Annotated in this window: 22 protein-coding genes and 1 tRNA gene; 11 read left to right on the plus strand and 12 right to left on the minus strand. The window is 67.7% G+C overall.

Translation table 11 applies throughout. From position 1 onward, the window contains the following. Positions 1-52 precede the first annotated feature (52 nt). The gene (locus IG75_RS0127350; RefSeq protein ID WP_030524214.1) at positions 53-538 is read right to left on the minus strand and encodes a RidA family protein; all 486 of its coding nucleotides are present in this window, start codon (positions 536-538) and stop codon (positions 53-55) included. A gap of 5 nt (positions 539-543) precedes the next feature. Next, positions 544-708 (minus strand): Sp36 family protein, encoded by a 165-nt coding sequence (gene sp36 / locus IG75_RS39340; RefSeq protein ID WP_085995322.1) that lies wholly within the window; start codon positions 706-708, stop codon positions 544-546. Between the two features lie 168 nt (positions 709-876). On the opposite strand from sp36, the gene bagA reads away from it, so the two are divergent. Both bagA and bagB read left to right on the plus strand, forming a co-directional pair. Further along, complete coding sequence (gene bagA, locus IG75_RS0127360) at positions 877-1896, plus strand: ATPase BagA (protein ID WP_030524215.1); 1020 nt, start codon at positions 877-879, stop codon at positions 1894-1896. After that, positions 1893-3032: an ATPase BagB gene (gene bagB, locus IG75_RS0127365; RefSeq protein WP_030524216.1), complete on the plus strand. Its 1140-nt coding sequence runs from the start codon at positions 1893-1895 to the stop codon at positions 3030-3032. Before bagA ends, bagB begins: the two co-directional genes overlap by 4 nt. A 97-nt stretch (positions 3033-3129) precedes the next feature. On the opposite strand, the gene IG75_RS0127370 is transcribed toward bagB, so the two are convergent. Next, positions 3130-3453 (minus strand): WhiB family transcriptional regulator, encoded by a 324-nt coding sequence (locus IG75_RS0127370; RefSeq protein WP_030524217.1) that lies wholly within the window; start codon positions 3451-3453, stop codon positions 3130-3132. 349 nt (positions 3454-3802) lie between these two features. Between IG75_RS0127370 and IG75_RS0127375 the strand changes: the two genes are divergently transcribed. Next, positions 3803-6190, plus strand: coding sequence for a penicillin-binding protein (locus IG75_RS0127375; RefSeq protein ID WP_030524218.1), 2388 nt, complete (start codon positions 3803-3805; stop codon positions 6188-6190). Between the two features lie 21 nt (positions 6191-6211). On the opposite strand, the gene IG75_RS0127380 is transcribed toward IG75_RS0127375, so the two are convergent. Next, entirely contained in the window at positions 6212-6676 is a 465-nt protein-coding gene (locus tag IG75_RS0127380; protein ID WP_030524219.1) for a GatB/YqeY domain-containing protein, read from the minus strand. A gap of 203 nt (positions 6677-6879) precedes the next feature. Here IG75_RS0127380 and IG75_RS0127385 point away from each other — a divergent pair, with 203 nt between their 5' ends. Both IG75_RS0127385 and IG75_RS0127390 read left to right on the plus strand, forming a co-directional pair. Next, a complete protein-coding gene (locus IG75_RS0127385; RefSeq protein ID WP_030524220.1) occupies positions 6880-7842 on the plus strand; it encodes a metallophosphoesterase in 963 nt (320 codons plus the stop codon). Positions 7843-7928: 86 nt separating this feature from the next. Beyond that, positions 7929-8002: transfer RNA gene (locus tag IG75_RS0127390), tRNA-Pro, on the plus strand. A gap of 123 nt (positions 8003-8125) precedes the next feature. Here the strand turns inward: IG75_RS0127390 and IG75_RS0127395 are convergent. Both IG75_RS0127395 and IG75_RS0127400 read right to left on the minus strand, forming a co-directional pair. Then, positions 8126-9073: an NADP-dependent oxidoreductase gene (locus IG75_RS0127395; protein WP_030524221.1), complete on the minus strand. Its 948-nt coding sequence runs from the start codon at positions 9071-9073 to the stop codon at positions 8126-8128. A gap of 221 nt (positions 9074-9294) precedes the next feature. Then, on the minus strand, positions 9295-9876 hold the full coding sequence (locus IG75_RS0127400; RefSeq protein ID WP_030524222.1) for a TetR/AcrR family transcriptional regulator: 582 nt from the start codon (positions 9874-9876) through the stop codon (positions 9295-9297). A gap of 105 nt (positions 9877-9981) precedes the next feature. Between IG75_RS0127400 and IG75_RS0127405 the strand changes: the two genes are divergently transcribed. Together IG75_RS0127405 and IG75_RS0127415 are read left to right on the plus strand one after the other, a co-directional pair. After that, positions 9982-11259 (plus strand): FAD-dependent monooxygenase, encoded by a 1278-nt coding sequence (locus tag IG75_RS0127405; protein ID WP_036515339.1) that lies wholly within the window; start codon positions 9982-9984, stop codon positions 11257-11259. A gap of 1224 nt (positions 11260-12483) precedes the next feature. Further along, positions 12484-13848: a serine hydrolase domain-containing protein gene (locus IG75_RS0127415; RefSeq protein ID WP_030524225.1), complete on the plus strand. Its 1365-nt coding sequence runs from the start codon at positions 12484-12486 to the stop codon at positions 13846-13848. A gap of 21 nt (positions 13849-13869) precedes the next feature. Here the strand turns inward: IG75_RS0127415 and IG75_RS0127420 are convergent, their stop codons facing one another. The 3 genes from IG75_RS0127420 to IG75_RS0127430 form a co-directional block, all read right to left on the minus strand. Further along, a complete protein-coding gene (locus IG75_RS0127420; protein ID WP_030524226.1) occupies positions 13870-14904 on the minus strand; it encodes an aspartate-semialdehyde dehydrogenase in 1035 nt (344 codons plus the stop codon). A 77-nt stretch (positions 14905-14981) separates the two neighbouring features. After that, positions 14982-16247, minus strand: coding sequence for an aspartate kinase (locus tag IG75_RS0127425; RefSeq protein WP_030524227.1), 1266 nt, complete (start codon positions 16245-16247; stop codon positions 14982-14984). Between the two features lie 179 nt (positions 16248-16426). After that, a complete protein-coding gene (locus IG75_RS0127430) occupies positions 16427-17002 on the minus strand; it encodes a dihydrofolate reductase family protein (protein ID WP_030524228.1) in 576 nt (191 codons plus the stop codon). Between the two features lie 247 nt (positions 17003-17249). Between IG75_RS0127430 and IG75_RS0127435 the strand changes: the two genes are divergently transcribed. The 3 genes from IG75_RS0127435 to IG75_RS0127445 all read left to right on the plus strand — a co-directional run bounded on the left by IG75_RS0127435 (position 17250) and on the right by IG75_RS0127445 (position 19354). Further along, the gene (locus tag IG75_RS0127435) at positions 17250-17435 is read left to right on the plus strand and encodes a DUF1918 domain-containing protein (RefSeq protein WP_030524229.1); all 186 of its coding nucleotides are present in this window, start codon (positions 17250-17252) and stop codon (positions 17433-17435) included. A 174-nt stretch (positions 17436-17609) separates the two neighbouring features. Further along, positions 17610-18068 (plus strand): SRPBCC family protein, encoded by a 459-nt coding sequence (locus IG75_RS0127440; RefSeq protein WP_030524230.1) that lies wholly within the window; start codon positions 17610-17612, stop codon positions 18066-18068. A 74-nt stretch (positions 18069-18142) separates the two neighbouring features. Next, positions 18143-19354 carry a low temperature requirement protein A gene (locus tag IG75_RS0127445; protein WP_030524231.1) on the plus strand — a complete coding sequence of 404 codons (1212 nt, stop codon included), beginning with the start codon at positions 18143-18145 and terminating at the stop codon, positions 19352-19354. Here the strand turns inward: IG75_RS0127445 and IG75_RS0127450 are convergent. From IG75_RS0127450 to IG75_RS0127460, 3 genes are all read right to left on the minus strand, one after another. Then, positions 19335-20192: an ion transporter gene (locus IG75_RS0127450; RefSeq protein ID WP_051714959.1), complete on the minus strand. Its 858-nt coding sequence runs from the start codon at positions 20190-20192 to the stop codon at positions 19335-19337. The two genes, IG75_RS0127445 and IG75_RS0127450, sit on opposite strands and share 20 nt — an antisense overlap. A 161-nt stretch (positions 20193-20353) precedes the next feature. Continuing rightward, on the minus strand, positions 20354-21988 hold the full coding sequence (locus IG75_RS0127455; protein ID WP_030524233.1) for a GMC oxidoreductase: 1635 nt from the start codon (positions 21986-21988) through the stop codon (positions 20354-20356). Between the two features lie 100 nt (positions 21989-22088). Next, entirely contained in the window at positions 22089-22853 is a 765-nt protein-coding gene (locus IG75_RS0127460) for a sulfite exporter TauE/SafE family protein (RefSeq protein WP_030524234.1), read from the minus strand. 494 nt (positions 22854-23347) lie between these two features. Between IG75_RS0127460 and leuA the strand changes: the two genes are divergently transcribed. Next, the gene (gene leuA / locus IG75_RS0127465; protein WP_030524235.1) at positions 23348-25150 is read left to right on the plus strand and encodes a 2-isopropylmalate synthase; all 1803 of its coding nucleotides are present in this window, start codon (positions 23348-23350) and stop codon (positions 25148-25150) included. Positions 25151-25224 lie beyond the last annotated feature (74 nt).

Below are 25224 nucleotides of genomic sequence, written 5' to 3' on the forward strand. Positions count from 1 at the left end.
CGAATCTATGGGCAACGCGGCGGGTCTGCCGAACCAGGAGCGCCCGTCCTGCTCAGCGCACCTCGGCGACGAGTTCGACCTCCACCGGGGTGTTCTTCGGCAGTTCGAAGACCCCGACCGCCGAGCGCGCGTGCGCGCCCGCGGGCCCGAACACCTCACCGAGGAACTCCGAGGCGCCGTTGATCACCAGCGGCTGATCGGTGAATCCCGGTGCCGAGGCGACGAACCCGACCACCTTCACGATCCGCACGACCTCGTCGAGGCCGACCAGGTCGTGCACGGCAGCCAGCGCGTTCACCGCGCACCAGCGGGCCGCGGTCACCGCCTCGTCGAGCGAGACCTCGGCCCCGACCTTCCCGATCGCCGACAGCTCTCCCGCCACGAACGGCAGCTGCCCGGAGGTGTAGACGTGGTTGCCGGTGCGTATCGCGGGCACGTACGCGGCCACCGGAGCCACCACGGGAGGCACCGTCAGACCGAGCCGGTCGAGGTTGGCCCGCCATTCGGTCACGGGCCGATTCGCTTCGGATTCCGCCATGGCACTTACTGCTTCGGCCGTTTGAGGTAGGCCACGTGCTGCTCACCGGTCGGCCCGGGCAGCACGGTCACCAGCTCCCAGCCGTCGGCGCCCCACTGATCCAGGATCTGTTTGGTCGCATGCGTCAGCAGCGGTACGGTCGCGTATTCCCACTGGGTCACATCGCTCATGCGCACGGAGCCTACTGGGTGCCGTCCGCGAGGCCCACGGCGCAACCGCGGGTCCGGTGATAGAGGGGCGGTCCCGGTGTCTGGTACACCACATCCGCACAAACCCCAGTATGCGGGCGTCCGTCCGGTGCGAGTTATAGGCTCGCGACCGTGGCAGAACCAACGACGATGTCGGAATCGGCCGAACCGGGCCTGAAGACGGGGTGGCCCGACAGCGCGACGAACGCCCGCCTGCACTACGTATCCGGTAAGGGCGGCACCGGTAAGTCGACGGTGTCCGCGTCCCTGGCACTGGCGTTGGCCGCCGGGGGGCGGCGGGTGCTGCTGGTCGAGGTGGAGAACCGCCAGTCGATTGCCCAGCTGTTCGATCTGCCGCCGTTGCCGCCCACCGAAACGAAGATCGCGACCGCCGACGGCGGCGGCGAAGTGGTGGCCCTGGCACTCGATATCGAGCACGCGTTCCTGGAATACCTCGATATGTTCTACAACCTCGGCTTCGCCGGCCGCGCGATGCGCCGGATGGGCGCCATAGATTTCGTCACCACCATCGCGCCGGGCCTGCGCGATGTCATCCTGACCGGCAAGATCAAGGAATGCGTGGTCCGGTCCGATAAAACCGGGCGTCCCGTCTACGACGAGGTGGTCGTCGACGCACCGCCGACCGGCCGGATCGCCAGTTTCCTCGACGTCACCCAGGCCATGGCCGAACTCGCCAAGGGCGGCCCGATCGCCGCCCAGGCCGACGGGGTATCCAAACTGCTGCATTCGGACCAGACGGTGATCCATCTGGTGACGCTGCTCGAGGCACTGCCGGTCCAGGAGACCCTGGATGCCATCGCCGAGCTGCGCGGAAACGACCTGCGTATCGGCAGCGTGATCGTCAACCGCGCCGCGCACAGCCCGCTCAACGCACAGACGCGGGCCGCCGCAGCAGCCGGTGAACTCGATACCGACGCCGTGCGCGCCGGATTGGAATCCGCCGGGATCACCCTATCCGCGGCCGACTTCGCGGGCCTGCTCACCGAGACAGTGGAGCATTCCGCCACCCTCGGCGCCCAGGACACCAGCGCCGCCGAACTGCTGGATCTGGAGGTCGCCCGGCTGCTGCTGCCCGCCCTCCCCAACGGTATGGACCTGGGCGGTCTCTACGAACTGGCCGCCCATCTGAGCGAGCAGGGAGTCCGATGAGCACCCGACCGGCAGGCCCGGCCCCCCTCGACATCTCGACCATCCTCGGCGACCCGACGGCTCGCGTCGTGGTGTGCTGCGGTTCGGGCGGCGTCGGGAAGACCACCACGGCGGCGGCGATCGCGTTGCGCGCGGCCGAGCAGGGACGCAAGGTCGTCGTCCTCACCATCGACCCGGCTCGCCGACTGGCCCAGTCGCTGGGCGTCGCGGACCTGGACAACCGTCCGCAGCGGGTCGAACTGGGGCCGGAGGCGAAGGGCGAGTTGCACGCCATGATGCTGAACATGCGACGCACATTCGACGAGATGGTGCTCGAGCACACCTCCGCCGACAAGGCCGAGCAGATCTTCGCCAACCCCTTCTACCAAGCGGTGGCCTCCTCGTTCGGCGGCACCCAGGAATACATGGCAATGGAGAAGCTGGGCCAGCTCGCCGGGCACCGCGAATGGGATCTGATCGTCGTGGATACCCCGCCCTCACGTAACGCCCTGGACTTTCTCGATGCCCCCAAACGGCTCGGCACCTTCTTGGAGGGCCGAATGATCCGGGTCATCATGGCTCCCGGCCGGGGCGTCGGGCGGTTCGTCACGGGCGCCATGGCCCTGGCCGTACGCGGGGTGTCGACCATCGTGGGCGGCCAGATGCTCAAGGACGCCTCGAACTTCCTGCAATCACTGGAATCGCTGTTCGGCGGCTTCCAGGAGCGGGCCAACCGCACATTCGCCATGCTGGCCAGGCCCGGTACTCATTTCCTGGTGGTCGCCGCACCGGAACCCGATGCGCTGCGCGAGGCGTCGTTCTTCGTGGACCGGCTGTCCACCGAACAGATGCCGCTGGCCGGGCTGGTACTCAACCGGACCCATCCGGTGCTGTGCTCGCTGCCCTCGGATCACGCTCTCACGGCCGCCGACGGGCTCGATGATTCGGATCCGCTATCGGCGGGAGTGCTGCGCGTCCACGCTCAGCGGGTCGCGACCGCACGGCGCGAACAGCACCTGCTGCACCGGTTCACGGGCGCGCATCCGCGGGTGCCGATCGTCTCGGTGACGGCGCTGCCGTTCGATGTGACCGACCTCGACGCCCTACGAGCGGTCGGGGCGCAATTGGCCGGTACGCGGACTCCCGAGGACCACTGAGCCGTCCGGGCCGGCTCAGCGCGTCCCGACCGGGCAAACCGCCGGGCACTCGAAATCTCAAGTGCCCGGCGGTCGGTCGTCCAATAGGGATTTGGGTTTACATAGCCACCTGGTGCTGACGCTGCGCGTGGAAGAAATCCGACCACGAGGTCACCTCGGGATGCTGTTTGAGCAGCGCCCGCCGCTGCCGCTCGGTCATACCACCCCACACCCCGAACTCGACCCTGTTGTCCAGAGCGTCCGCCCCGCACTCCATCAGGACCGGGCAGTGCCGGCAGATCGTCGCCGCCTTGCGCTGGGCCGCGCCGCGTACGAACAGTTGGTCGGGATCCACTTCCTTGCATCGGGCCTGGGCCACCCAGGCGATCCTTGCTTCGGCCTGCTCTACGTCCAATCGAGCGACGGGGGTTGTCATGTGCATTTGGTGTGCCCCTTTGCCAGTCCGAACACCGGGTCACGGCGCTCCGGAATCGCGTCCACTACGCAGCAACCCGAACCCCGCTGCGAAGTGCACCACATTCCACATTGAGTGTTAGCTCTATCACACTGAGCTCTCAATCTAGGTAAAGGTATGCCCATTGCGCAAGACCGAGTGATGACTTTTTGGTACGTCCGTGCCTGCGGCCCGGCGGGCGACACCTGCCTTCCGCCCCGTAAACGCACGTCAAGCGCCCTGCGCGATACTCCCCGCTCAATACACTGATCAGCGAACACAACACCCGGCGTCCACACTTCACGAACCCCGAACGGTGACCCTCTACGCTGGTGCTGTGCCGATCACACGTGCGCTCCTCAAGCTGGCGGGCAGCTGTGTACTCGCCTCCGTGCTCGTAGCGGGATTGTTGTTCCCGGTCGCCGGAGGTTTCGGATTCGTCTCGAATCGCGCCGCCGACGCCGTCGACAACGTGTCCGCGGAACTGGTCGAGGGAACCGTCCCCGCCGTGTCCACCATGGTGGACGCGGCCGGCAATCCCATCGCCTGGCTCTACGAGCAGCGCCGGTTCGAAGTGCCCAGCGACCAGATCTCCAACGATATGAAGCTGGCCATCGTCTCCATCGAGGACAAGCGCTTCGCCGACCACCACGGCGTCGACTGGCAGGGCACCATCCGCGCCTTCCTGACCAACACCAGCAGCGGAGAGGTCCAGCAGGGCGCCTCGACCATCGACCAGCAGTACGTCAAGAACTTCAACCTGCTCGTGGTCGCCAAGACCGATGCCGAACGCCGGGCCGCCATCGAGACCACACCCGCCCGCAAGATCCGCGAGATCCGCATGGCGCTGACCCTGGACAAGGAGCTCACCAAGGACGAAGTCCTCACCCGCTACCTGAACCTCGTCCCGTTCGGTAATTCCTCCTACGGCATCCAGGACGCCGCCCAGACCTACTTCGGCATCGATGCCAAGGACCTGAACATCGCCCAGTCGGCGATGCTGGCCGGAATGGTGCAGTCCAGCTCCAAGCTGAACCCCTACACCAATCCCGAGGGGGTCACCGCGCGCCGTAATACCGTGCTGGACACCCTGATGCAGAACATCCCCAGCCGCGCCGCGGAGTTCCACGCGGCGAAATCGCAGCCGCTGGGTGTGCTGCCCGAACCGAAGGGCCTGCCCCGGGGTTGTATCGCCGCGGGCGACCGCGGATTCTTCTGCGACTACGCCCTGCAGTACCTGGCCGAGGCCGGGCTCAGCAAGGAACAGATCGAAAAGGGCGGCTACCTGATCCGCACCACCCTGGACCCCGCCGTCCAGGATTCGGTGAAGCGTTCGGTCAACGCGAACGCCGACCCCCATCTGGAGAACATCGCCTCGCTCATGTCGCTGATCGGGCCCGGCAAGGACAAACACCCGCTGCTCGCGATGGCGAGCAGTCGCACGTACGGCCTGAACCGGGACGCGCACGAAACCCTGCTCGGCCAGCCCTACACGATGGTCGGCGACGGCGCGGGTTCGGTGTTCAAGCTCTTCACCACCGCCGCGGCGATGGAGAAAGGCATGGGCACCAACGCCCAGCTCGATGTGCCGTCCCGGTTCGATGCCCGCGGCATGGGTAACGGCGGTGCCCCCGGGTGCCCACCCGAGACCTACTGCGTCGAGAACGCGGGCAACTACCGGTCACCGATGTCGGTGACCGAGGCGCTGGCCACCTCGCCGAACACGGCCTTCGTGAAACTCATCCAGGCCGTCGGCGTGACCCCGACCGTGGATATGGCCGTCCGGCTGGGCCTGCGCTCCTACACCGATCCCGGAACCTCCGGCCACGACGACAACCAGAGCCTCGCCGACATGATCAAGGGCCAGAATCTCGGCTCGTTCACCCTCGGCCCACTCGCGGTCAATCCTCTGGAACTGTCCAATGTCGCCGCGACCATCGCTTCCGGCGGAACCTGGTGCCCGCCCTCGCCCATCGCGGAAGTGATCGACCGCTATGGCAAGCCGGTTCCGCTCACCGAACAGGCCTGTGAACAGGTGGTCGAACCGGGTCTGGCGAATACCCTCGCCAATGCCATGGGCAAGGACTCCGCCGGCGGCGGTACCGCCTCGGCGGCCGCCGGGAACACCGGCTGGAACCTGCCTGTCTCGGCCAAGACCGGTACCACCGAAAGCCACCGGTCCTCGGCCTTCCTGGGCTTCACCAACTCGCTCGCGGGCTCGGTCTACGTCTACGGCGACAGCCCGACCCCCGGCGAGATCTGTTCCTTCCCGCTGCGCAACTGTCCGGCCAGCGACGCCAACGGCCTGTTCGGCGGTAACGAGCCCGCCCGGACCTGGTTCGGCGCCGTCAAGCCGGTGGTGGGCAACTTCCCGCCGCCGGCCCTGCCGCCGGTCGACGAGAAATACGTCCGCGGCGCGGAGAACGCACAGGTGCCCGATGTGGTCGGGATGACCGCGGGCGAAGCGACCGGGGCCCTGACCGGGGCCGGTTTCAAGGTCACCTCGGTGACCTCACCGGGTTCGGCGCCCAAGGGCACGGTCACCGGATCGACGCCGAACGGGTCGGCGATCCCCGGCTCGCAGGTGACGATCTACCTCAGTGACGGCACCGTCCGCGAACCACCGCCGCCGGGCCGGCCGGCCGCGACCACCCCGAACGCCCCCGGGTTGCCGCTGCCGCCGTTCCTGCCGCCGATCCCCATTCCGGTGCCCATCCCCCGCTGACCCCGGCGGTGCGGGCGCGGCCTACAGCCGCGCCTTCACCGCCGCCGAGATCCGGGAGCCGTCGGCCTTGCCGGCGGCCAGCCCGGAGGCCACCTTCATGACCTGGCCCATCTGCCGCATCCCGGGCCGTTCGCCGAGTTCCTCGGCCACCTGGGCGATCGCGGTATCGGCCAGGTCGGCGACCTCGGCGTCGGTCAACTGGGTGGGCAGATACTCGTCGATGATCCGGGCCTCGGCGTGTTCGTTGGCCGCCAGCTCACCACGGCCCGCCTGGGTGTAGATCTCGGCCGATTCGTTGCGTTTCTTCGACTCCTTGGTGAGCACCGCCACCACCTCGGCGTCGGATAGTTCGCGGGCTTCCTTCCCCGCGACCTCGCTCGTCTGGATGGCGGCCAGCAGCATCCGCAGGGTGTTCAGCCGCAGCGAATCCTTCGCCTTCATGGCAGCGGTCATATCGGCGCGCAGCCTCGATTTCAGTTCCGACATGGGCAGAACGGTAGCCGCTGCACCCCGCCACGCCCACCGGATAACCCGCTGGGCCGGGCGTGTTCGCTCCCGCGCAGATCGGTCGTTTCCCGAGGCCACAGGCGTGTCCTCGGCCGCGGCGGTGTGTCACCTGCCCGCCATATGGCCGAAACTGTGGCTCAACACGCTGCGCGCCCAGCCACCTGGTCACCTATGCTGGGCAAATGCCCGTGATCTCGACGTCGGTCCTTCGCCGAACCGTATTCGGCGCCGCCGGAGCCGCGGCGGCCGGAGTCGGCTATGCCTCATTGATCGAACGCAATGCCTTTGTTCTGCGCGAAGCCACGATGCCGGTGCTGCGGCCGGGCTCGGCGCCGCTGCGGGTATTGCACATCAGCGATCTGCACATGACGCCCGGGCAGAAGCTCAAACAGCAGTGGTTGCGCGAGCTCGACCGGCTCGAGCCCGACCTGGTGATCAACACCGGCGACAACCTGTCGCATCAGAAGGCCGTGCCCGCGGTGGTCCAGTCGCTGGGTGGACTCCTGTCCCGACCGGGCCTGTTCGTGTTCGGCAGCAACGACTACTTCGCGCCGGTCCCCAAGAACCCGCTGAAGTATTTCGACAAGAACCACAAACGTGTGCACGGCGCCCCGCTGCCCTGGAAGGATCTGCGCGCGGCGTTCACCGAGCGCGGCTGGCTGGACCTGACACACACCCGCCGCGATATCGAGGTCGGCGGGATCCGCATCGCCAGCGCGGGTGTCGACGATCCGCATCTGCAGCGCGATCGCTACGACACCATCGCCGGCGCCCCGAACCCGCTCGCCGATCTCCGCATCGGCCTGACGCACTCCCCGGAGCCCCGGGTCCTGGACCGCTTCGCCGATGACGGCTACGACCTGATCCTGGCCGGGCACACCCATGGCGGCCAGCTCTGCCTGCCCGGGTACGGCGCCCTGGTCACCAATTGCGAGATCGACCGGTCGCGGGTCAAGGGTCCGTCCAAATGGGGTGCGCACACCCGGCTGCACGTCTCCGCGGGAATCGGTACCTCCCCTTGGGCGCCGTACCGCTTCTGCTGCCGGCCCGAGGCCACATTGCTCACCCTCGTCGCCGTCCCGCCCAAACAGCCCGCCGCCGATTCCGGCCACGGGGTGTCGGCATCGCAGGCAGTCGCCCGGTAGTCCGCGCGACTACCGGAAAAGAGGCCCTGAACAGTCGGTTTCATTTCCGGACCGGACCTGATGTAAGCTATCGCAGGTCCGCTTCACGGGGTGTGGCGCAGCTTGGTAGCGCGCTTCGTTCGGGACGAAGAGGTCGTGGGTTCAAATCCCGCCACCCCGACTCGTGTTGGTCGAGACACGACTAGGCCCCTGACCATTGGTCAGGGGCCTTTTTCGTATTCCGGGCCGAGCTACACGCCAACGGGTTCGTAGCAATCGATCCGGCCGGGCCGGGTATCCGAGTTCAGAACTCCAGGACGATCCGTCCGCGCACCCCGCCTCCTTCGAGTCTGCGATGGGCTTCGCTCGCCTGCTCGGCCGGCAACAGATCCGCCACCCGTAGGGTCAACACGCCCGAGGCGACCAGCTCGGAAAGGCGATCGAGCCGGTCCTTCTGCCGGATATCGGTGCCGACCATGATCTCGTGCACGGTCAGGCCGGGGCGGGGCGCGACTCCGCCGTTCAGCCGCTCGGGCCGCAAGGCGGCGTAGGCCCCGCCGGAGCGGACCACCGGGGTGATGTGGTCACGCAGGAGGGCGCCGTCGACCACGCCGTCCACCCCATCGGGGAAATGGGCCCGGATCTGCGCGACCGTCTCCGCACCGCGGTCGACGACGATATCCGCGCCGAGGGCCCGGACGAGATCGCGGTCGGCGGGGGCAGCATCGGCGATCACCTGGAGCCCCGCGTGCTTCGCCAACTCGACCGCGTAGCCGCCGACGGCACCGGCCGCGCCGGTCACCACCAGAGATGCCCCCGGCTCCAGGGCCAGGCGGTCGAGGGCCTGCCAGGCCGTCAGCCCGTTCATCGGCAGGGTGGCGGCGGACGCAAAATCCCGGCCCGCCGGGAGCGCGGCCACCGATTCCGCCGGTACGACGATCTTCTCGGCGTACGCACCGCCGCCGTCGAGCACCGGCAGCGTGATCGCGACGACCTCGTCGCCGGTACGCCATCCCGTGTCAGGGTCGGCCTCGTCCACGGTTCCCGCCGCATCCCAGCCGGGGATGTAGGGCGGGGTCACGCCGGCGTACCGGTCGTGCACCAGCCCGCTCCGGGTCACTGTGTCCGAGGGGTTCACGGCCGCGGCCCGCACCCGGATCCGCACCTGCCCGGGACCGACGGCAGGTTCGGGAAGTTCGAATGCGCGTAACACCTCGGGCCCTCCGGGCTCGTCGAAACCGATGACCCGCATAGTTCGTCCCACCTTCCGGTTCGATAGCTATCGAACCGGGCCAACGTGGGAATCAGCGGTGGTATTCCGCATCGGGTGCTCGCGGCCGGTGAACGCCGAAGGATTCCGCGTTCGCTGCCCCTCGCCTCGCCCGGGCAGTATCGGAACGAAGGCCGAAGTCATCGACGCCCGTGCGTGGCGGCGCCTGCCGGAACCGACCGGGAAGTCAGTGTTCCCACGCTCTATCCCGGACGTTCGTCCGAGGTCAGGGCGCTTATCGCCGCTCCGAGCCGGGCTCCGCTGGGCACTTCCGCCCCCGGACTGCTCATCCACTGCATCACCAGGCCGTTGAGTATGACGAAGTACAACTCCGCGACGGCACGTGCCCGGGAACCGTCGAGGCCGGGATAGGACTCGGCGACCAGATCCGCGATCCCGGATACCGCGATCTCGTACATCTCCCCCATCCGCGGCTGTTCGCTGGGGGTCCGGTAGATGCGGACCACGTTTTCCATACTCGCCACCAGCACATCCCGATTGCGGTCGAACAACTCGGCGATACCGTCCCAGACCTCCGGGAACGCCGCGCCCGCCGACCGGCCGGCGGTCGCTCTGATCCGCCTTTCGAGATCGTCACCGATCACCCGGCCGGTCTCGTCGGTGAACGCCTCGGTGAGCAGACGGTCCTTCGAACCGAAGTGGTAACCGATGGCGGCCAGGCTGACTCCCGCAGTGGTGGCGATATCGCGGGCCGTGGTGGCGGCGAACCCGCGTTCGTAGATGCAGGTACGCGCGGCCGCAAGTAGGTCCTCCTTGTTTCCCATGCCCCCACTCTAACCGCGTATTAGACATTTGTTCTAGACATTCGTTCTACATCTGTGTTAGACATATGTCTAAGACATTCGAGCAACTTCCGAGCGAGGACACCGATGACCACACAGACCACCCCGGCCACACCCCGCGTACTCGTCTCCGGCGGCGGTATCGCCGGTAACGCGGTCGCCCTGCAACTGCTGCGTGCCGGAATCCGGCCCACGGTGATCGAACGCGCGGCCGCGCCACGGCCGGGTGGCCAGGCCGTCGACCTGCGTGGGCCCAGCCGGGTCGTGGCGGAGCGGATGGGTCTCATGCCGGGTATCCGCCGGCACCAGCTCGATGAGCGGGGCATGGTGTACGTGGACTCCACCGGTCGCGAAGCAGCCCGGATGCCGGCCGAACTGTTCGAAGGCAAGGGAGCGGTGGCCGAAATAGAGATCACCCGCGGCGATCTGAACCAGGTCCTGCTGGACGCCCTCGCCGAGGAGACCGCGCGCCCCGGCACGCCCGGTATCGACTACCGGTACGGCGAATGGATCCACGCACTGCGCGAGCACGCCCACGGCGTCTCGGTGGAATTCGCTTCCGGAGCCACTGAGGAATTCGACCTGGTGGTCGGCGCCGATGGCCTGCACTCCACCACCCGGCGGCTGGCCTTCGGCCCCGAAGAGCAGTTCAGCACCTATCTCGGCGGATACACCTCGTACTTCACCATGCCGACCCCGGCCGGGATCCGCCCACACTGGATGACCGTGCAACTGTTGCCCGGCGGCACCTTCCTCGGGTTCCGGCCGGACGCCGACCCCACCACCACCAAGGCGATGATCACCATCCGGCGCCCCGCCGACCCCGCACTGCGGCGCGATACGGCGGCCCAGAAGCGGTTGCTGCGCGAAGGTCTCGCGGTCGGTGGTCTGCTGGTCTCCGAAGTCGACGCCGCCATGGACCGGGCCGAGGACTTCTACTTCGACGAACTCGCGCGGATCACCATGCCCCGCTGGACGACCGAGCGGATCGCGCTGGTCGGGGATGCCGGGTACTGCGGGTCACCATTGAGCGGGCAGGGCACGGCCATGGCTCTGGTCGGCGCCTACATACTGGTCGGCGAGATCGCACGCACACCGGACCGGCCGGCCGCCGCACTGGCCCGGTACAGCGAGATCCTGCGCCCGTTCGTGGAATCCGCGCAGCAGCTCCCGCCCGGCGGGGTGAAGGCCATGACCCCGCGCACCCGGGCGGGTATCCGGGCTTCACTGGCCCTGGTCCGACTCACCACCTCCACGATCATGCAGCCACTGATGACCCGCATGCTGTCCGCTACCGACGACTACACGCTGCCCGATTACTCCACCGACCTCCCCGCGGCGGAACAGGGAACTCTGCCGCGGTAACCAAACGCAACCACCATCGCCGATTCCTCGAACGGTTACCTTCCGCTGGCAGCGGACCGGATCGACCACACTCGTCGCCGTTTCCGATTCCGCTGCCGAGCATCCGGAAGAGCCGAACTATCGCTCGATGGCCGTCCGGGCCGGTCACCCCGCGAGACCGGCCCGGACGAACGCTGCCGCCGGCCGATGGGCCGGTCTGCCACCCCGCGGGACAGACCGACCCACCCACCCGCGTTCCCCGGCTCCCCACCGGTTCCCGCGGCCCCACCCTCCGAGGGGTTCCGGTTCCTCCCCAGGCCCGGAACCACCTCGCCCCTCCCGGCGGACCCCCCGAATCCGCCCCATCCCCACCGGGCACTTTCCGGTTCCTCCCCAGGCACCGGTCCGTACCCCACCCCCACCGGAGGCGCATCCGGCCACCGCGGCAGCCGGCTACGCCGAGTTCGGTGCGACCACCTGGATCAGGCAGCCGGTCGCTTGCAGGTCGGCGCCCATCTCGCCCGGTTCGGTGCCGCCCGCGCGACCGATCGCCGGCCCGTCGGCGCCGAACAGACCGGCTCGCGCGGCACAGACGGTCGCGGTGCGGTACCGGATCCGCCCGCCTCGTCCACGGCGACCGCGCGCCGCGGCGCGGTCGTCGAATGGGCCGGCGCCGACGACCTCGTCGCCACTGTGGCCCGGCCGGCCGGAGCGGTGCCCGGCTCACTTTCGGTCGCCGCGGCGGGCTCGGCAGCCGGTGCCACCGCGGCGGTGGCACCGCCCGGAGCGGGCGTGGCGGTCAGCTTGCTGATCATTGCGGGTTCCTCTTCGCGGTGTCCTCGTTACCGGTTGTCCCGGCCTCGACACCAACAATGCGGCCCCGCGCTTGGCAGGCACTTAACGTGAACTTATAACGCTGCAACCACGATTCGTCACAGTGCAGACAAGGTCGGGGCACAGCCGGGGGACCTGCTCCGGGATCGGTGCATCTCGGGCATCATGGAGTTATCCGCTACGACAACAAGTGGGAGTGTGGATGGATACGTTGGTGTTATGGGCCCTGGCCTGTGCGGTCTACTGGTTCGGTCTGCTCTGATCGGGCCCCGCGCCGACAACCCGCCGGCACCGCGCGAATCGTGCCGGTAGCTCGCCCCTGAGCCGGTCTTCCGATCGGGCAGGGGCGTCGTGCTGTCCGGGCCCCGAGATAACCGGCCCTGCGACCGCCTGCCCATTAGGGTGATCCGCATGGTGCGTTTCGGTGGGCTCCTGGCGGGGGTCACAGCGGTAACACTGATGGCGGGACAGCTCTTCGCGGCGCAGGCACAGGCACAGGCGATACCGGAAACCGATGGCACGCCCGCCCGGTGCGAAGTGTCCTCCGGCCGGGAACCGGCCCGCGCCACGCCGGAACAGGTCGGGCTGGACGCGGCCCGGCTGACCGACGCACTGACTTTCGCGGCGGCCCGCAATCGCCTCAACATCCAGGTCTTCCGGCATAACTGCCTGGTCGGCGAGGGCCCGGGCAACGCACGCACCGGTAATACCCCGTGGAACGTATGGAGCGTGACCAAGAGCGTGGTCTCGCTGCTCACCGGGATCGCGGCCGGAGCGGGACGTATCGATATCGAGGCGCCCATCGGCCGGTATCTGCCACCGGAACTCGGCGACGCGCAGCACCGGGCGATCACGGTCGAGAATCTGCTCACCGAGACCTCGGGGATGCGCACCGGCGTGGTCACCGAGGGTCTCACCGGAGCGGTACCGCTCGACCCCAACAGCGCGGTACAGGCCCTGGGCGTCCCACTGGACCACGAACCGGGCACCGTCTTCACCTACAGCCAGCGCACCGTCGACCTGCTGTCATATGTGCTGGAGCTCGCGGTCGGTGAACCGCTGCAGGACTTCGCGCAGCGGGAACTGTTCGGGCCGCTCGGCATCGAACGCGGCGACCGGTACTGGGCGCGGGACCGATCCGGTCACACCTACGGGTACGCGCATCTGCTGATTCCACCGAACGATCTGGCCAAGCTCGGACTGCTGATCGCGGGCAACGGCAACTGGAACGGCCGCCAGCTCGTGCCCGCCGCGTATCTGTCCCGCGCGACCGCCCCTTCGACCACCAACCCCTGCTACGGATATCTGTTCTGGACCGGTCCCGGCTGTGCGGAGAACGCGTCGTTCCTGCCGCCCGACACCTATGCGATGTCCGGAGTCGGCCTGCAGAATGTCTTCGTCATGCCGAGCCTGGACCTGGTGGTGGTGTGGACCGGGGTGTTCGGGAACATGAGCGCCTACGGCCCGGCCGGCGTCATCGCGCACACCGACGAACTGCCGCACGAATTCTTCCGGCGGCTCATGGCCGCCTTCTACGAACCCCCGGTCCCCGACCCCGGCCCGTACGTCGAACCGCCGCTGCGCACCGACCCGAACTCCTATATCGATACCGATATCCTGCTCGCGGTCTTCGGCATCGGCGGGTCCGCGTACCCGGGTTGCGATGTATTCGCCTGCCTCGGGGAACCGCTGGCGGCGCCGTTCAGCGACGCGCCGCCCGGCTGTGTCCTCCTGGTGTGCCTCGGAAATGATCCGCGCACCCCGGGAATCCACTGAGCCGGGCGGCGTACCACGCCGTCAGCGATCTGCGAGCAGCACCTCGGCGATCTGGATGGTGTTGAGCGCCGCGCCCTTGCGCAGGTTGTCGCCGGAGATGAACAGCGCCAGCCCACGCCCGTCCGGGACACCCGGATCCTGGCGAATACGGCCGACCAGCGATTCGTCCTTACCGGCGGCGGCCAGCGGCGTCGGGACGTCGACCAACTCCACCCCGGGCGCCTTGGCCAAGATCTCCTTGGCGCGCTGTACCGACAGTGGATCGGCGAATTCGGCGTTCACCGACAGCGAGTGCCCGGTGAACACCGGCACCCTGACACAGGTCCCGCTCACCAGCAGCTCCGGCAGGCCCAGGATCCGGCGGCTCTCGTTGCGCAGTTTCTGGTCCTCGTCGGTCTCCCCGGAACCGTCGTCCACCAGCGAACCCGCCAGGGCCAGCACATTGAACGCGATCGGGGCGACGTACTTGTTCGGGGCCGGGAAATCCACCGCGCTGCCGTCGTGGGTCAGCTTCTCCGCGTCGTCGATGACCGCGCGGGTCTGCGAGGCGAGCTCCTCCACACCGGCCAGACCGCTACCCGATACCGCCTGATAACTGGACACGATGAGGCGCTGCAACCCGGCCGCGTCGTGCAGCGGTTTGAGCACCGGCATCGCGGCCATGGTGGTGCAGTTGGGGTTGGCGATGATGCCCTTGACCAGATTGCGGGTCTGCTCCGGATTGACCTCGCTGACCACCAGCGGGACCTCGGGGTCCTTGCGCCAGGCCGAGGAGTTGTCGATCACGGTCACCCCCGCGGCGGCGAACCGCGGCGCCTGCACCCGCGACATGGTGGCGCCGGCGGAGAACAGCGCGATATCCAGGCCCGACGGGTCGGCGGTCTCGGTGTCCTCCACCACGATCTCCCCGCCGCGCCACGGCAACTTCTTACCGGCCGATCGCGCCGAGGCGAAGAACCGCACCTCGTCGGCAGGGAAATCGCGTTCCTCGAGCAGTTTGCGCATCACGGCGCCGACCTGACCGGTCGCGCCGACCACACCTACACGCACACCCATCGCTCTATCCTCTCGACTCGATCGGGAGCGCTACGTGGTTACGCTGCGCTACCGCCTCCGCGCCTGACCCGATCAAGTCAGCGCCCCGTTCCGGCGTGAACGACGGCGACCTCGTCGCCGCCGAGATCGAACGCGCGATGCAGCACCTGCACGGCGTCGTCGAGTTCGGTGTCCTTGACCAGTACCGAGATCCGGATCTCGGAGGTGGAGATGAGGTCGATATTGATACCGGCCTCGGCCAGCGCCTCACAGAAGGTGGCGGTGACCCCGGGATGGCTTTTCATACCGGCTCCGACCAGCGACACCTTGCCGATGTGGTCGTCGTAGAGCACCTGGGAGAAGCCGATATCGCTCTGGTATTTGCTCAGCATCTCCACCGCCCGGACGCCGTCGGCCTTGGGGAGGGTGAAGGTGATGTCGGTCTTGCCGGTCTCCACCTTGGAGATGTTCTGCAGGACCATATCGATGTTGATCTCGGCTTCGGCCACGTAACGGAACACCTTGGCGGCGTATCCGGGTTCGTCCGGCAGTCCGACCACGGTCACCTTGGCCTCGCTGCGGTCGTGCGCGACGCCCGTCAGGATTGCTTGTTCCAAGGGAATGTCCTCCATCGATCCGTATACATAGGTGCCCCGCTTGTCGGTGTAGGACGAACGCACATGCACGGGCACGTTGTAGCGGCGCGCGTATTCGACGCAGCGCAGCATGAGTACCTTCGACCCGCAGGCCGCCATCTCGAGCATTTCCTCGTAGGAGACCTGCTCGAGCTTCTGCGCATCACTCACGATGCGCGGATCGGCGGTGAAGACCCCGTCCACATCGGTGTAGATCTCACAGACGTCGGCCTCCAGCGCGGCGGCCAGCGCGACCGCGGTGGTGTCGGAACCACCACGACCCAGCGTAGTGACGTCCTTGCTGTCCTGGCTGACGCCCTGGAAACCCGCGACCAGGACGATGGTGCCCTCGTCCAGGGCTTCGCGCAGACGGCCCGGCGTCACGTCGATGATCTTGGCCTTACCGTGCACCGACGTGGTGATGACACCGGCCTGGGAGCCGGTGAACGACCGCGCCTCGGCGCCGAGACTGTGAATGGCCATGGCCACCAGGGCGTTGGAAATGCGTTCACCGGAGGTGAGCAGCATGTCCATCTCCCGGGCCGGGGGCGCGGGCGAAACCTGCTCGGCCAGGTCGAGCAGTTCATCGGTGGTATCGCCCATAGCTGAGCACACCACGACCACGTCGTGGCCCTGCTTCTTCGTCTCGACGATCCGTTCGGCGACGCGACGGATCCGGTCGGCAGAGGCTACCGAGGATCCTCCGTACTTCTGGACAACGAGTGCCACGAGGGGTCCTCCAATGTCAGCGAACAGGCGATCAGTGCAATAGCGTACCGATGCCGGCCACGCTGTTCCGGGAGTATCCGGCCCGGCTGTGGAATAACACACAGCCGTGTGACGTCACGTTTACCTGCTCGCGGGCCCGCCGCACGCGCGGGCGGGCCCGGCGGGCGCCCGAATGGCTCTCATATCCGATCGAACCAGCTCACCTGCGCTCCGTTGCCGAACTCCTGCCGCCGCACGGGAGCGAACCGCGTGGGCCGGAAAACTCCGCCCAGGACGGGGACGCCGGCTCCGGCCAGCACCGGGTAGCTCTTGAAGATGAGCTGGTCGATCTCCTCGAGCAGCGCACCGGCGAGGGTGCCGCCGCCGCAGAGCCAGATGTCCTTGCCCTCCTCCTTCTTGAGTCGCCGCACCAGTTCGACCGGATCGGTGCGCACCAATTCGATCTCCGGCTCGGCGATGCCGCCCAAGGTGGTGGAGACGACGTACTGCTTCATGTGGGGATAGGGGCTGGCGATGCCCGCCGACAGTGCGGGTTCGTAGGTGCCGCGGCCCATGATCAGCGTGTCCCAGTGCCGGTTCGGCACGTCGGGTGCGATACCCGCCTGTTCACGGATATGCCCGGGGACGGATTCGGGATAGCGCTCGTTGATCCACTCGGCCATATCGGCGCCGAGGGGATAGAAGTCGGCCTCTCCATCGGGACCGGCGATATAGCCGTCGAGGGAGACGGCCACGTAGTAGACGAGCTTTCGCATGAGATACCGCCCTGTTCGTAGTACTCCAAATGAAGTGGTTAGAACGTAGTACTACATATGGAGTGGCGTCAAGGGTGGGCGTGCGCACGCCGCTTCCGGCGTATATCGAACCGGCCATCGATCGAACGAACGAACACGAACACACTCGATAACCGGCGCCCGAATTGATTACGAGCCGCCACCAATAGACCGATAGCAATCCCATCGGGGTTGTGATGCGCACCATAGGGCTCGAATAATGGGCTGCATGATGGCAAACGTCGGAGACCGGTTGCACGTGCACGGGCACACCGTCGGCGAGGTCGACCACGAGGGAGAGATCGTAGAGGTTCACGGCCGCGACGGAACACCGCCGTATCTGGTGCGTTTCGACGACGGACACGAGTCCCTGGTCTTTCCCGGCCCGGACGCGACGGTCGAACGAACACCCTGACCTGCCCACGCGACAGGACAGCGGACCCCGGTTCAGGACCGGCCCCGCAAACTTCTGCGGCCGGTATACCCGCCGGCGGAATCACCGCCGCGGCTGACGAGCGTGTTGACGATCACGCGAACCCCGAGGAAGAATCGTGGCCGATTCGTAATAACCGGGGGTGCGAGGGACAGCATGCGTACGAAGACCGATATCAGATTTGCCGTCGAGGCCGACCCGGGCCAGGTGATGGACGCGTTGATGGCGGTCGAGATGCTGTCCGAATGGTCGCCCGATTTCGAGGACGCGCGCGTGGCGGGGCGCGACGAAGCGGGCCGGCCGCGCCGGGTCTTCATCCAGGTCTCGGTCTCCAACACCCCGGATATGCAGGTGTGGGAGTTCGACTGGTCGGAGAACCGGATGTCGTGGGAGGTCTCCGACAGCACCCGCGGTATCAGAGGCGGCGGATCCTTCGAGGTCACCGCCGGTGAAACCGGTAGCGATGTACTGCTGCACGTCGAGCAGTACACGCCGCTGCCCGTGCCCGGATTCCTGGGCAAGAGGGCGGTCCGCAAATCCTACGAGGCCCTCGTGGAGAATTTCGTCGCCTACACCGAGCAGTTCCCCGAATCCGAGACCTACGACCTCGTCTGAGCCCGCCCGACGCGCCCGCGCGGCGTACGCGCGATCTCCGTTCGAACGGCCCCGGAGCTGCCACGATAGGGCCCATGCCAGGTCTCACGCGACGCGGCCGGATCCAGCCGATGGGCGAGAACGCCTCGGTCACCCAGCTGGAACTGTTCTTCGACCTGGTCCTGGTCTTTGCCTTCACGATGGTCACCGATCTGGCGGCCGCGGAGCCCACGGCAGTCAATATGCTGCGCTCGTTGCTGGTCCTGGCGGTGCTGTGGTGGGTGTGGATCGACTACGCCTGGCTCGGCAATGTGGTGCGGGCCGACGAAGGGGTGACCCGGGTCGCCATGTTCGTCGCCATGGGCGGCGGTTTTCTGGCCGCCATCGCGATTCCGGAAGCATTCGACGACCTGCCCGGCGGCTGGTACGGCCCGCTGGTCTTCGCCATGGCATACCTGCTTGTCCGGCTGGTCCATCTCGCGATGTTCTGGCTGGCCAGCGCCGCGGACGCCCAGTTGCGGGGACAGGTGCTGCGCTGGGCGCTCGGATCCATCACCGTGGGCACCACCCTCCTGGTGATCGCCGCCGAGACCCGCGGCACCATCCAGATCTGCCTCTGGATCGCGGCAATCGGCGGCGACTATCTGTGGACACATTTCGCGGGGAACAACTGGCGGCTGAATTCCCCCGCGCATTTCGCCGAACGGCACGGCTTGATCATCATCGTGGCGCTGGGCGAATCCATCGTCGCCATCGGTATCGGTGTCGCCGGGCTGCCCGTCTCCTGGCCGATCGTGGTCGCGGCCATGCTCGGGCTCATGGTGTCGGGTCTGCTGTGGTGGGCCTATTTCGACACCGATGCCCTCCGGGTCGAACGCGCATTGCGGGCGGCCACCGGCGCCCGGCAGATCGAGATCGCCCGGACCTGCTACACCTTCTGGCATTTCCCGATGATCGTCGGGATCATCGCCCTCTCGCTCGGCCTCAAGAAGGTGCTGTCCTACGTCGGCGACGAGAGCGAGCACACGCTCACCGACGCGCTGACCGGCATACCGCTGGTCGCGCTGTACGGCGGAGTGGTCCTCTACCTGGTGGGGCTGATCGGATTCGGCTGGTTCGGTACGGGCCGGACCGGATGGCTCCGGCCGGTCACCGCGGTGGCACTGTGCGCACTCACCCCGCTCGCCGCGAAACTACCGGCCCTCGCGGCACTGGCCGTGCTGAGCGCGGTCCTGACCGCGCTCATCGGCTGGGAGACTCTGCGATTCGCGGAGACCCGCGACCACATCAGACATCCCGCCGAGTGAGGTGACGGGCAGTGAGGTGATGTGCGGTCGGACCGTAAGCCGACGGCGACACCTTGACCCCGGTGCGCACAGATTCGCGGATCTGGTCCACGTTCTCCCGGATCATGTCCGATACGAGTTCATCGGTGCGCGGATCGGCCAGCACCTGGAACAGGATCCGGAAGACGGTGTCGGCGACCAGGCGGATGATCTCGTCGTGGAACGGGATGTAGCGGACGCGGCCGGTCTGCGGATCGTTCTTGATCATCTCGACGATCATCTCGTCGAGTTCGCTGCGGTTCTCTTCCAGCGCTGCCGCGATATTACGGGTGTAATGCCCGGTCCGCAGGACCGCGGTGACCTCCTCCATGATCGCGATGGTCATCGGGCGCTTGATGACCTCCACGATCGTGCCCACCGAATGGTTGATCACCGCGGCGGTGACGCGATCACCGAACACCCGGTCGGCGACGCGGGCCAGCCGGACCAGGATCACCACGATCCGCAGCAACCGGAATGCCCGGAAGAACGGACTGGCCACCGGGATCATGCCGACGACTTCGTACCAGTAGACGAACGGGAAGGTCCACGGCCAACCGCCCCGGCGCCAGCGCCACAGGAACTCGATCGCGAAAACGGCGCAGACGGCGTAGTCGACCCCGACGATCACCCGGTAGGTCTCGGGTGCGACCTCGAAGAAAGTGATCCAGCACACCAGCACGACCGAGATCGCGGCCAGCGCCAGCATGACGAAATCGGTCCACAGGGCGGGCGGTTTCCGGGGGAAACTCTCGGGCTCGGGGGTTTCGGGTACGTACCCGGGACCGGACTCCGTGGACGACGGTGTTGACACCTGCATTCCCTTCGACGCCGAAAGATCGCCGCCCAGTATTACCCGCCGCCCCGGCACATGGCCCGCGTACGGCGCCGGTCAGCGGCGGGTGCACCACTCAGCAGGACTCGCCCGGCGGGCGACCGGGGTATTCCGGTAGCGCGGTCACCGCCGCCGTTCACGCCGGGTCAGCGACCCGCGCGGATGATCGCCTCCATATTGCGTTCGGCCAGCGCGGTGATGGTCAGCGACGGGTTCACGGTGCCCGTGCTCCCCGGGATCGCCGCGCCGTCCATGACGTACAGGCCCGGATGCCCGTGCACCCGGCCATAGGAGTCGGTCGCCCTGCCCAGCACCGCGCCGCCGAGCGGATGCGCCGTGAACTGGGCGTTGGCGTCGTATCCGAGGGCGCTGTACTCGGCCAGCGCACCGGCCCGCTCGGCGATACGCCGGTCCACCGCACGCGCCGCCGCCGTCACCTCGTCCTGTGCCCGCCGCGGCCAGCTCAATCCGACACCGCCGGAAATGGGGTCGTAACCGAACCGCGCGCGGGTCGGATCGAGGACCATCGCCAGGGAGGCCAGCGCACCCGTTTCGAACGGGATCCCGGGGATGTACCAGTTCTCCAGGGACAGTGCCGTACCGGTGTCGTCGAAGATCCGGCTGGCGCTGGGCACACCCTGCCCGTTGCCCGCGACCGAACTCGCCCCGCGCGCGAGCACGACATCGCCGTTGGTGCCCCAGCCGTCGCCGATATGTTCGTTGAGCCGCGGCAGCGTGCCGGTCGCCCGGGCCCGGACCAGCAATTCGGAGGTGCCCACCGAACCCGCGCCCAGGAACAGTTTGTCGCAGGTGAGGGTCCGTTTTCCGCGGATCGCGCCGGTCGGGGCGAGGTGGGTCACCGTGACCACGAACCGGCCGTCGGCTTCCTGGGCGATCGTATCGACACGGTGGCCCGGGTAGATCTTCGCTTTCCCGGTGGCCTCGGCGTCCTTCAGATAATTCTGGTTGAGGTCGAATTTAGCGCCGTTGGAGTTGCCGAGATTGCTACGCCCGGCGGTCGCCGAGGCCCGCACGGTCCCCGCCAGTTCGCCACGCAGCACATCCCAGGTGAAGATCGAATCGTTGGGCACCGGCCGGTACCCGGCCTTACGCACCTGGTCGTCCCAGGCCCGGGAATGGGTGAACGGCGCCGACCGGTAGATGTCCTCGGGCATCTGGTCGAGCCGCAGTTTCGCGCGCACTCGCGGGTAGTACACGGCGTCCAGTTCGCCGTAGTCGACCACACCGCCGAAGACATGGTCGAAGAAACGGCGTTCGGGCGCGATCATCGCGCCGGTGAAAATCACCGAGCCGCCCCCCACCGCGGCGCCGCGCCAGACATCGATCCCCTGGAAACGGGTGCAGTCCAGCACACCGCCGAAATCGGCGAACTGCATCGGCACCTTGGTCACGCCGGTGAAGCTGGTGGTATGCCAGAAACCGCGGCCGTCGGGTAGGTCGTCGCCGGTGAAGATTTCCCGCCACGGATCGTTGGGCCAGCGGGAGCCGCGTTCCAGCACTGTGGTCGGGACGCCGGCCTCGGCCAGCCGCAAGGCGCTGACCGCCGCGCCGAAGCCGGAACCGATCACTATGGCCTCGGTGTGCTCGGGCGGCGCCGGCACCGGACCGAAGATCTCCGGAACCCACTGTGCGAACAGTTCGTGCCAGATCGGCTCCGCCGCGGCCCGCGGCAGACCCACCTCCGCTCTCGGGACCGCCGATCCCACCGCACCGATAAGAGCAGCCGCCCCCGCGGCCTTGAAAAGGGCACGCCTATCCACCCCAGCACACCTCTCTGATAACGCAACAGCGCACGGATGGTACCGAGAATCGACCGGCGTGAACAGTCGTGGCGGGGAGGCCGATTCGGCTCCGGGGGCGCTAGCCGAAGATCAACCGGACAACCGCGATGGTGCCCACGACCACGATCACCGCGCGCAGCACATCAGGCGGCAGCCGCCGCCCGACCTTGGCCCCGAGCTGTCCCCCGATGATCGCGCCGGCCGCGATCAGGGCCACGACCGGCCAATCCACCTCGGCGACAGCGATGAAAATGACAGCCGAGAGGCCATTGGTGAGCAGGGCCAGCACATTCTTCACCGCATTGAGGCGCTGTATGTCCTCGTGCACGAACACCCCGAGCAGCGCGAGCAGCAGCACACCCTGGGCCGCGCCGAAGTAACCCCCGTAGATACCGGTGCCGAAGATGGCGGCGAGCAGAATCGGGCCGCCGTGCGGGGGCACGTTCTCGGCCTCGCCCTGCCGCTCCCGGACCCACGCCGACAGCCGCGGCTGCACCACCACCAGTACCAGCGCCACAATGATCAGTACCGGCACGATGGCGGCGAACGCGCCGGCGGGCAGCGTCAGCAGCAGGACCGCGCCGACCGCGGCACCCAGCAGCGACGCCGAGCTGTAGCGCAGCACCCGGCCCCACTGCCCGGACAGTTCCCGCCGGTAGCCGATCGCCCCGCTCAGCGAGCCGGGCACCAGTCCGACCGTATTGGACACATTCGCGGTCACCGGCGGCAGGCCGATTGCCAGCAGTACCGGGAAAGTGATCAGAGTCCCGGACCCGACGACAGTGTTGATGCCACCCGCGGCGATACCCGCGCCGAAAACGGCCAGCATCTCCAGCCAAGTCATGCTCGAACCCTCGACCTTTCCGGACCGGCGTCCGGTCACTCGCAATACTGAGGGGACGCTAGCGGTTGCCCGTCCCGCAGATCGCGACGGGTCCGGGCGACCCCGCCGTGCGGAGGTCGCGTCCGTCGCGCTCCGCGCGACGCGGCCGGACGGGTCGGTGGGAGGTGGCGCGGTCCACTCGCGCCCGGTGGGGCGAAACAGCCGCGACGCGCCCGGCGAATAACTTCACGACGATCGCGACACCGCGCCACCGGCACCCGCCCACGGCACGGCGACCGTCTCCGGCGGCAGCACCGCGCCGCACTGTGAAGTACCGGCCCTCCGGACCGCCTCCGCAGGCCCGACACCAGAGGAGGTAGACTCGCACGGGTCATGCAGCGGGCACTTCTTCTCAGCCGCCGCGACGGGGTCTGATCGGACCGGCTTCCCGTCGCGGGGTTCCGCCGCGCCGGTCGACCCATTTCGGGAAACAATCTCACCCACGGAGAAATCGCATGTCACCCGCTGACGCCTTCGTATCCGGCACGCGCACCATCACCGCGCCCGCCAAACCCGCGCCCGCCGACCAGCCCGCGTGGAACAAGCAGAAGAACTCGTCCCTGCCCGTCTTCCGCTATCGCCCGTTCGCCGAGGAAGTCGAGCCGGTCACGCTGCCGGACCGCACCTGGCCGGACAAAGTGATCGACCGAGCGCCCGCCTGGTGCGCCGTCGATCTGCGCGACGGCAATCAGGCGCTGATCGACCCGATGAGCCCCGCCCGTAAGCGCCGGATGTTCGATTTGCTGGTGCGGATGGGTTACAAGGAGATCGAGGTCGGCTTCCCGTCCGCCAGCCAGACCGATTTCGATTTCGTCCGCGAGATCATCGAGGACGGCGCCATCCCCGACGACGTCAGCATCCAGGTGCTCACCCAGTGCCGTGCCGAACTGATCGAGCGCACCTTCGAGGCGTGCGCCGGCGCGGCGAACGTGATCGTGCACTTCTACAACTCCACCTCCATCCTGCAGCGACGGGTGGTGTTCCGCGCCGACCGCGACGCCGTGCAGAAGATCGCCACCGACGCCGCGCGGCTGTGTCTGGAGACCGAGCAGCGCTACCCGGACACCAACTGGCGTTACGAGTACAGCCCCGAGTCCTACACCGGTACCGAGCTGGAATACGCCAAGCAGGTCTGCGACGCGGTCTCCGAGATCATCGCCCCGACCCCGGACAAGCCGCTGATCATCAACCTGCCGGCCACCGTCGAGATGGCGACGCCCAATGTGTACGCCGATTCCATCGAATGGATGCACCGCAACCTGGCCCGCCGCGATTCGATCGTGCTGTCGCTGCACCCGCACAACGACCGGGGCACCGCGGTCGCGGCCGCGGAGCTGGGCTACCAGGCCGGCGCGGACCGTATCGAGGGCTGCCTGTTCGGCAACGGTGAGCGCACCGGCAATGTCTGCCTGGTGACCCTGGGCATGAACATGTTCTCCCAGGGCGTGGACCCGCAGATCAACTTCTCCGATATCGACGAGATCCGTCGCACGGTGGAGTACTGCAACCAACTGCCGGTCCACGAGCGCCACCCCTACGGCGGCGACCTGGTCTACACCGCCTTCTCCGGCAGCCACCAGGACGCGATCAACAAGGGCCTGGACGCCATGAAGGCGTCCGCCGACGCGGCCGGCGCCGATGTGGACGATATCTCCTGGGAGGTGCCCTACCTGCCGATCGACCCGAAGGATGTGGGCCGCACCTACGAGGCGGTCATCCGGGTCAATTCGCAGTCCGGCAAGGGCGGCGTGGCCTACATCATGAAGACCGATCACGGGCTGGCCCTGCCGCGCCGGCTGCAGATCGAGTTCTCACAGGCCATCCAGCAGATCACCGACGGCGAAGGCGGTGAGATCACACCCAAGGAGATGTGGGACGCCTTCGCCGACGAGTACCTGACCCCGATCCGGCCGCTGGAGCGGATGCGCCAGAAGGTCACCGCGGCCGAGACCGACGGCGGCACCGACCGCATCACCGCGGTGGTCAAGGTGGACGGGGTCGAGCAGGAGGTCACCGGCAGCGGCAACGGACCGCTCGCGGCCTTCGTCGACGCCATCGCCGCGGTCGGCTATCAGGTGGAGGTGCTCGACTACTCCGAGCACGCACTGTCCGCCGGCGACGACGCCCAGGCCGCGGCCTACGTGGAATGCGCGATCGGCGACCGGATCGTCTGGGGCGTGGGTATCGCCACCTCCATCACGACCGCTTCGCTGCGCGCCGTGGTCTCGGCCGTGAACCGGGCCGCCCAGAAGCAGTAACCCGCGACCGCTGTTCAGGCCGCCGTCACCGGTACCGGTGACGGCGGCCTCATCGGTGGTAAACCGTCCGGCAT

The sequence above is a fragment of the Nocardia rhamnosiphila NBRC 108938 genome (genome assembly GCF_000720425.1).
GTDB lineage: Bacteria > Actinomycetota > Actinomycetes > Mycobacteriales > Mycobacteriaceae > Nocardia > Nocardia rhamnosiphila.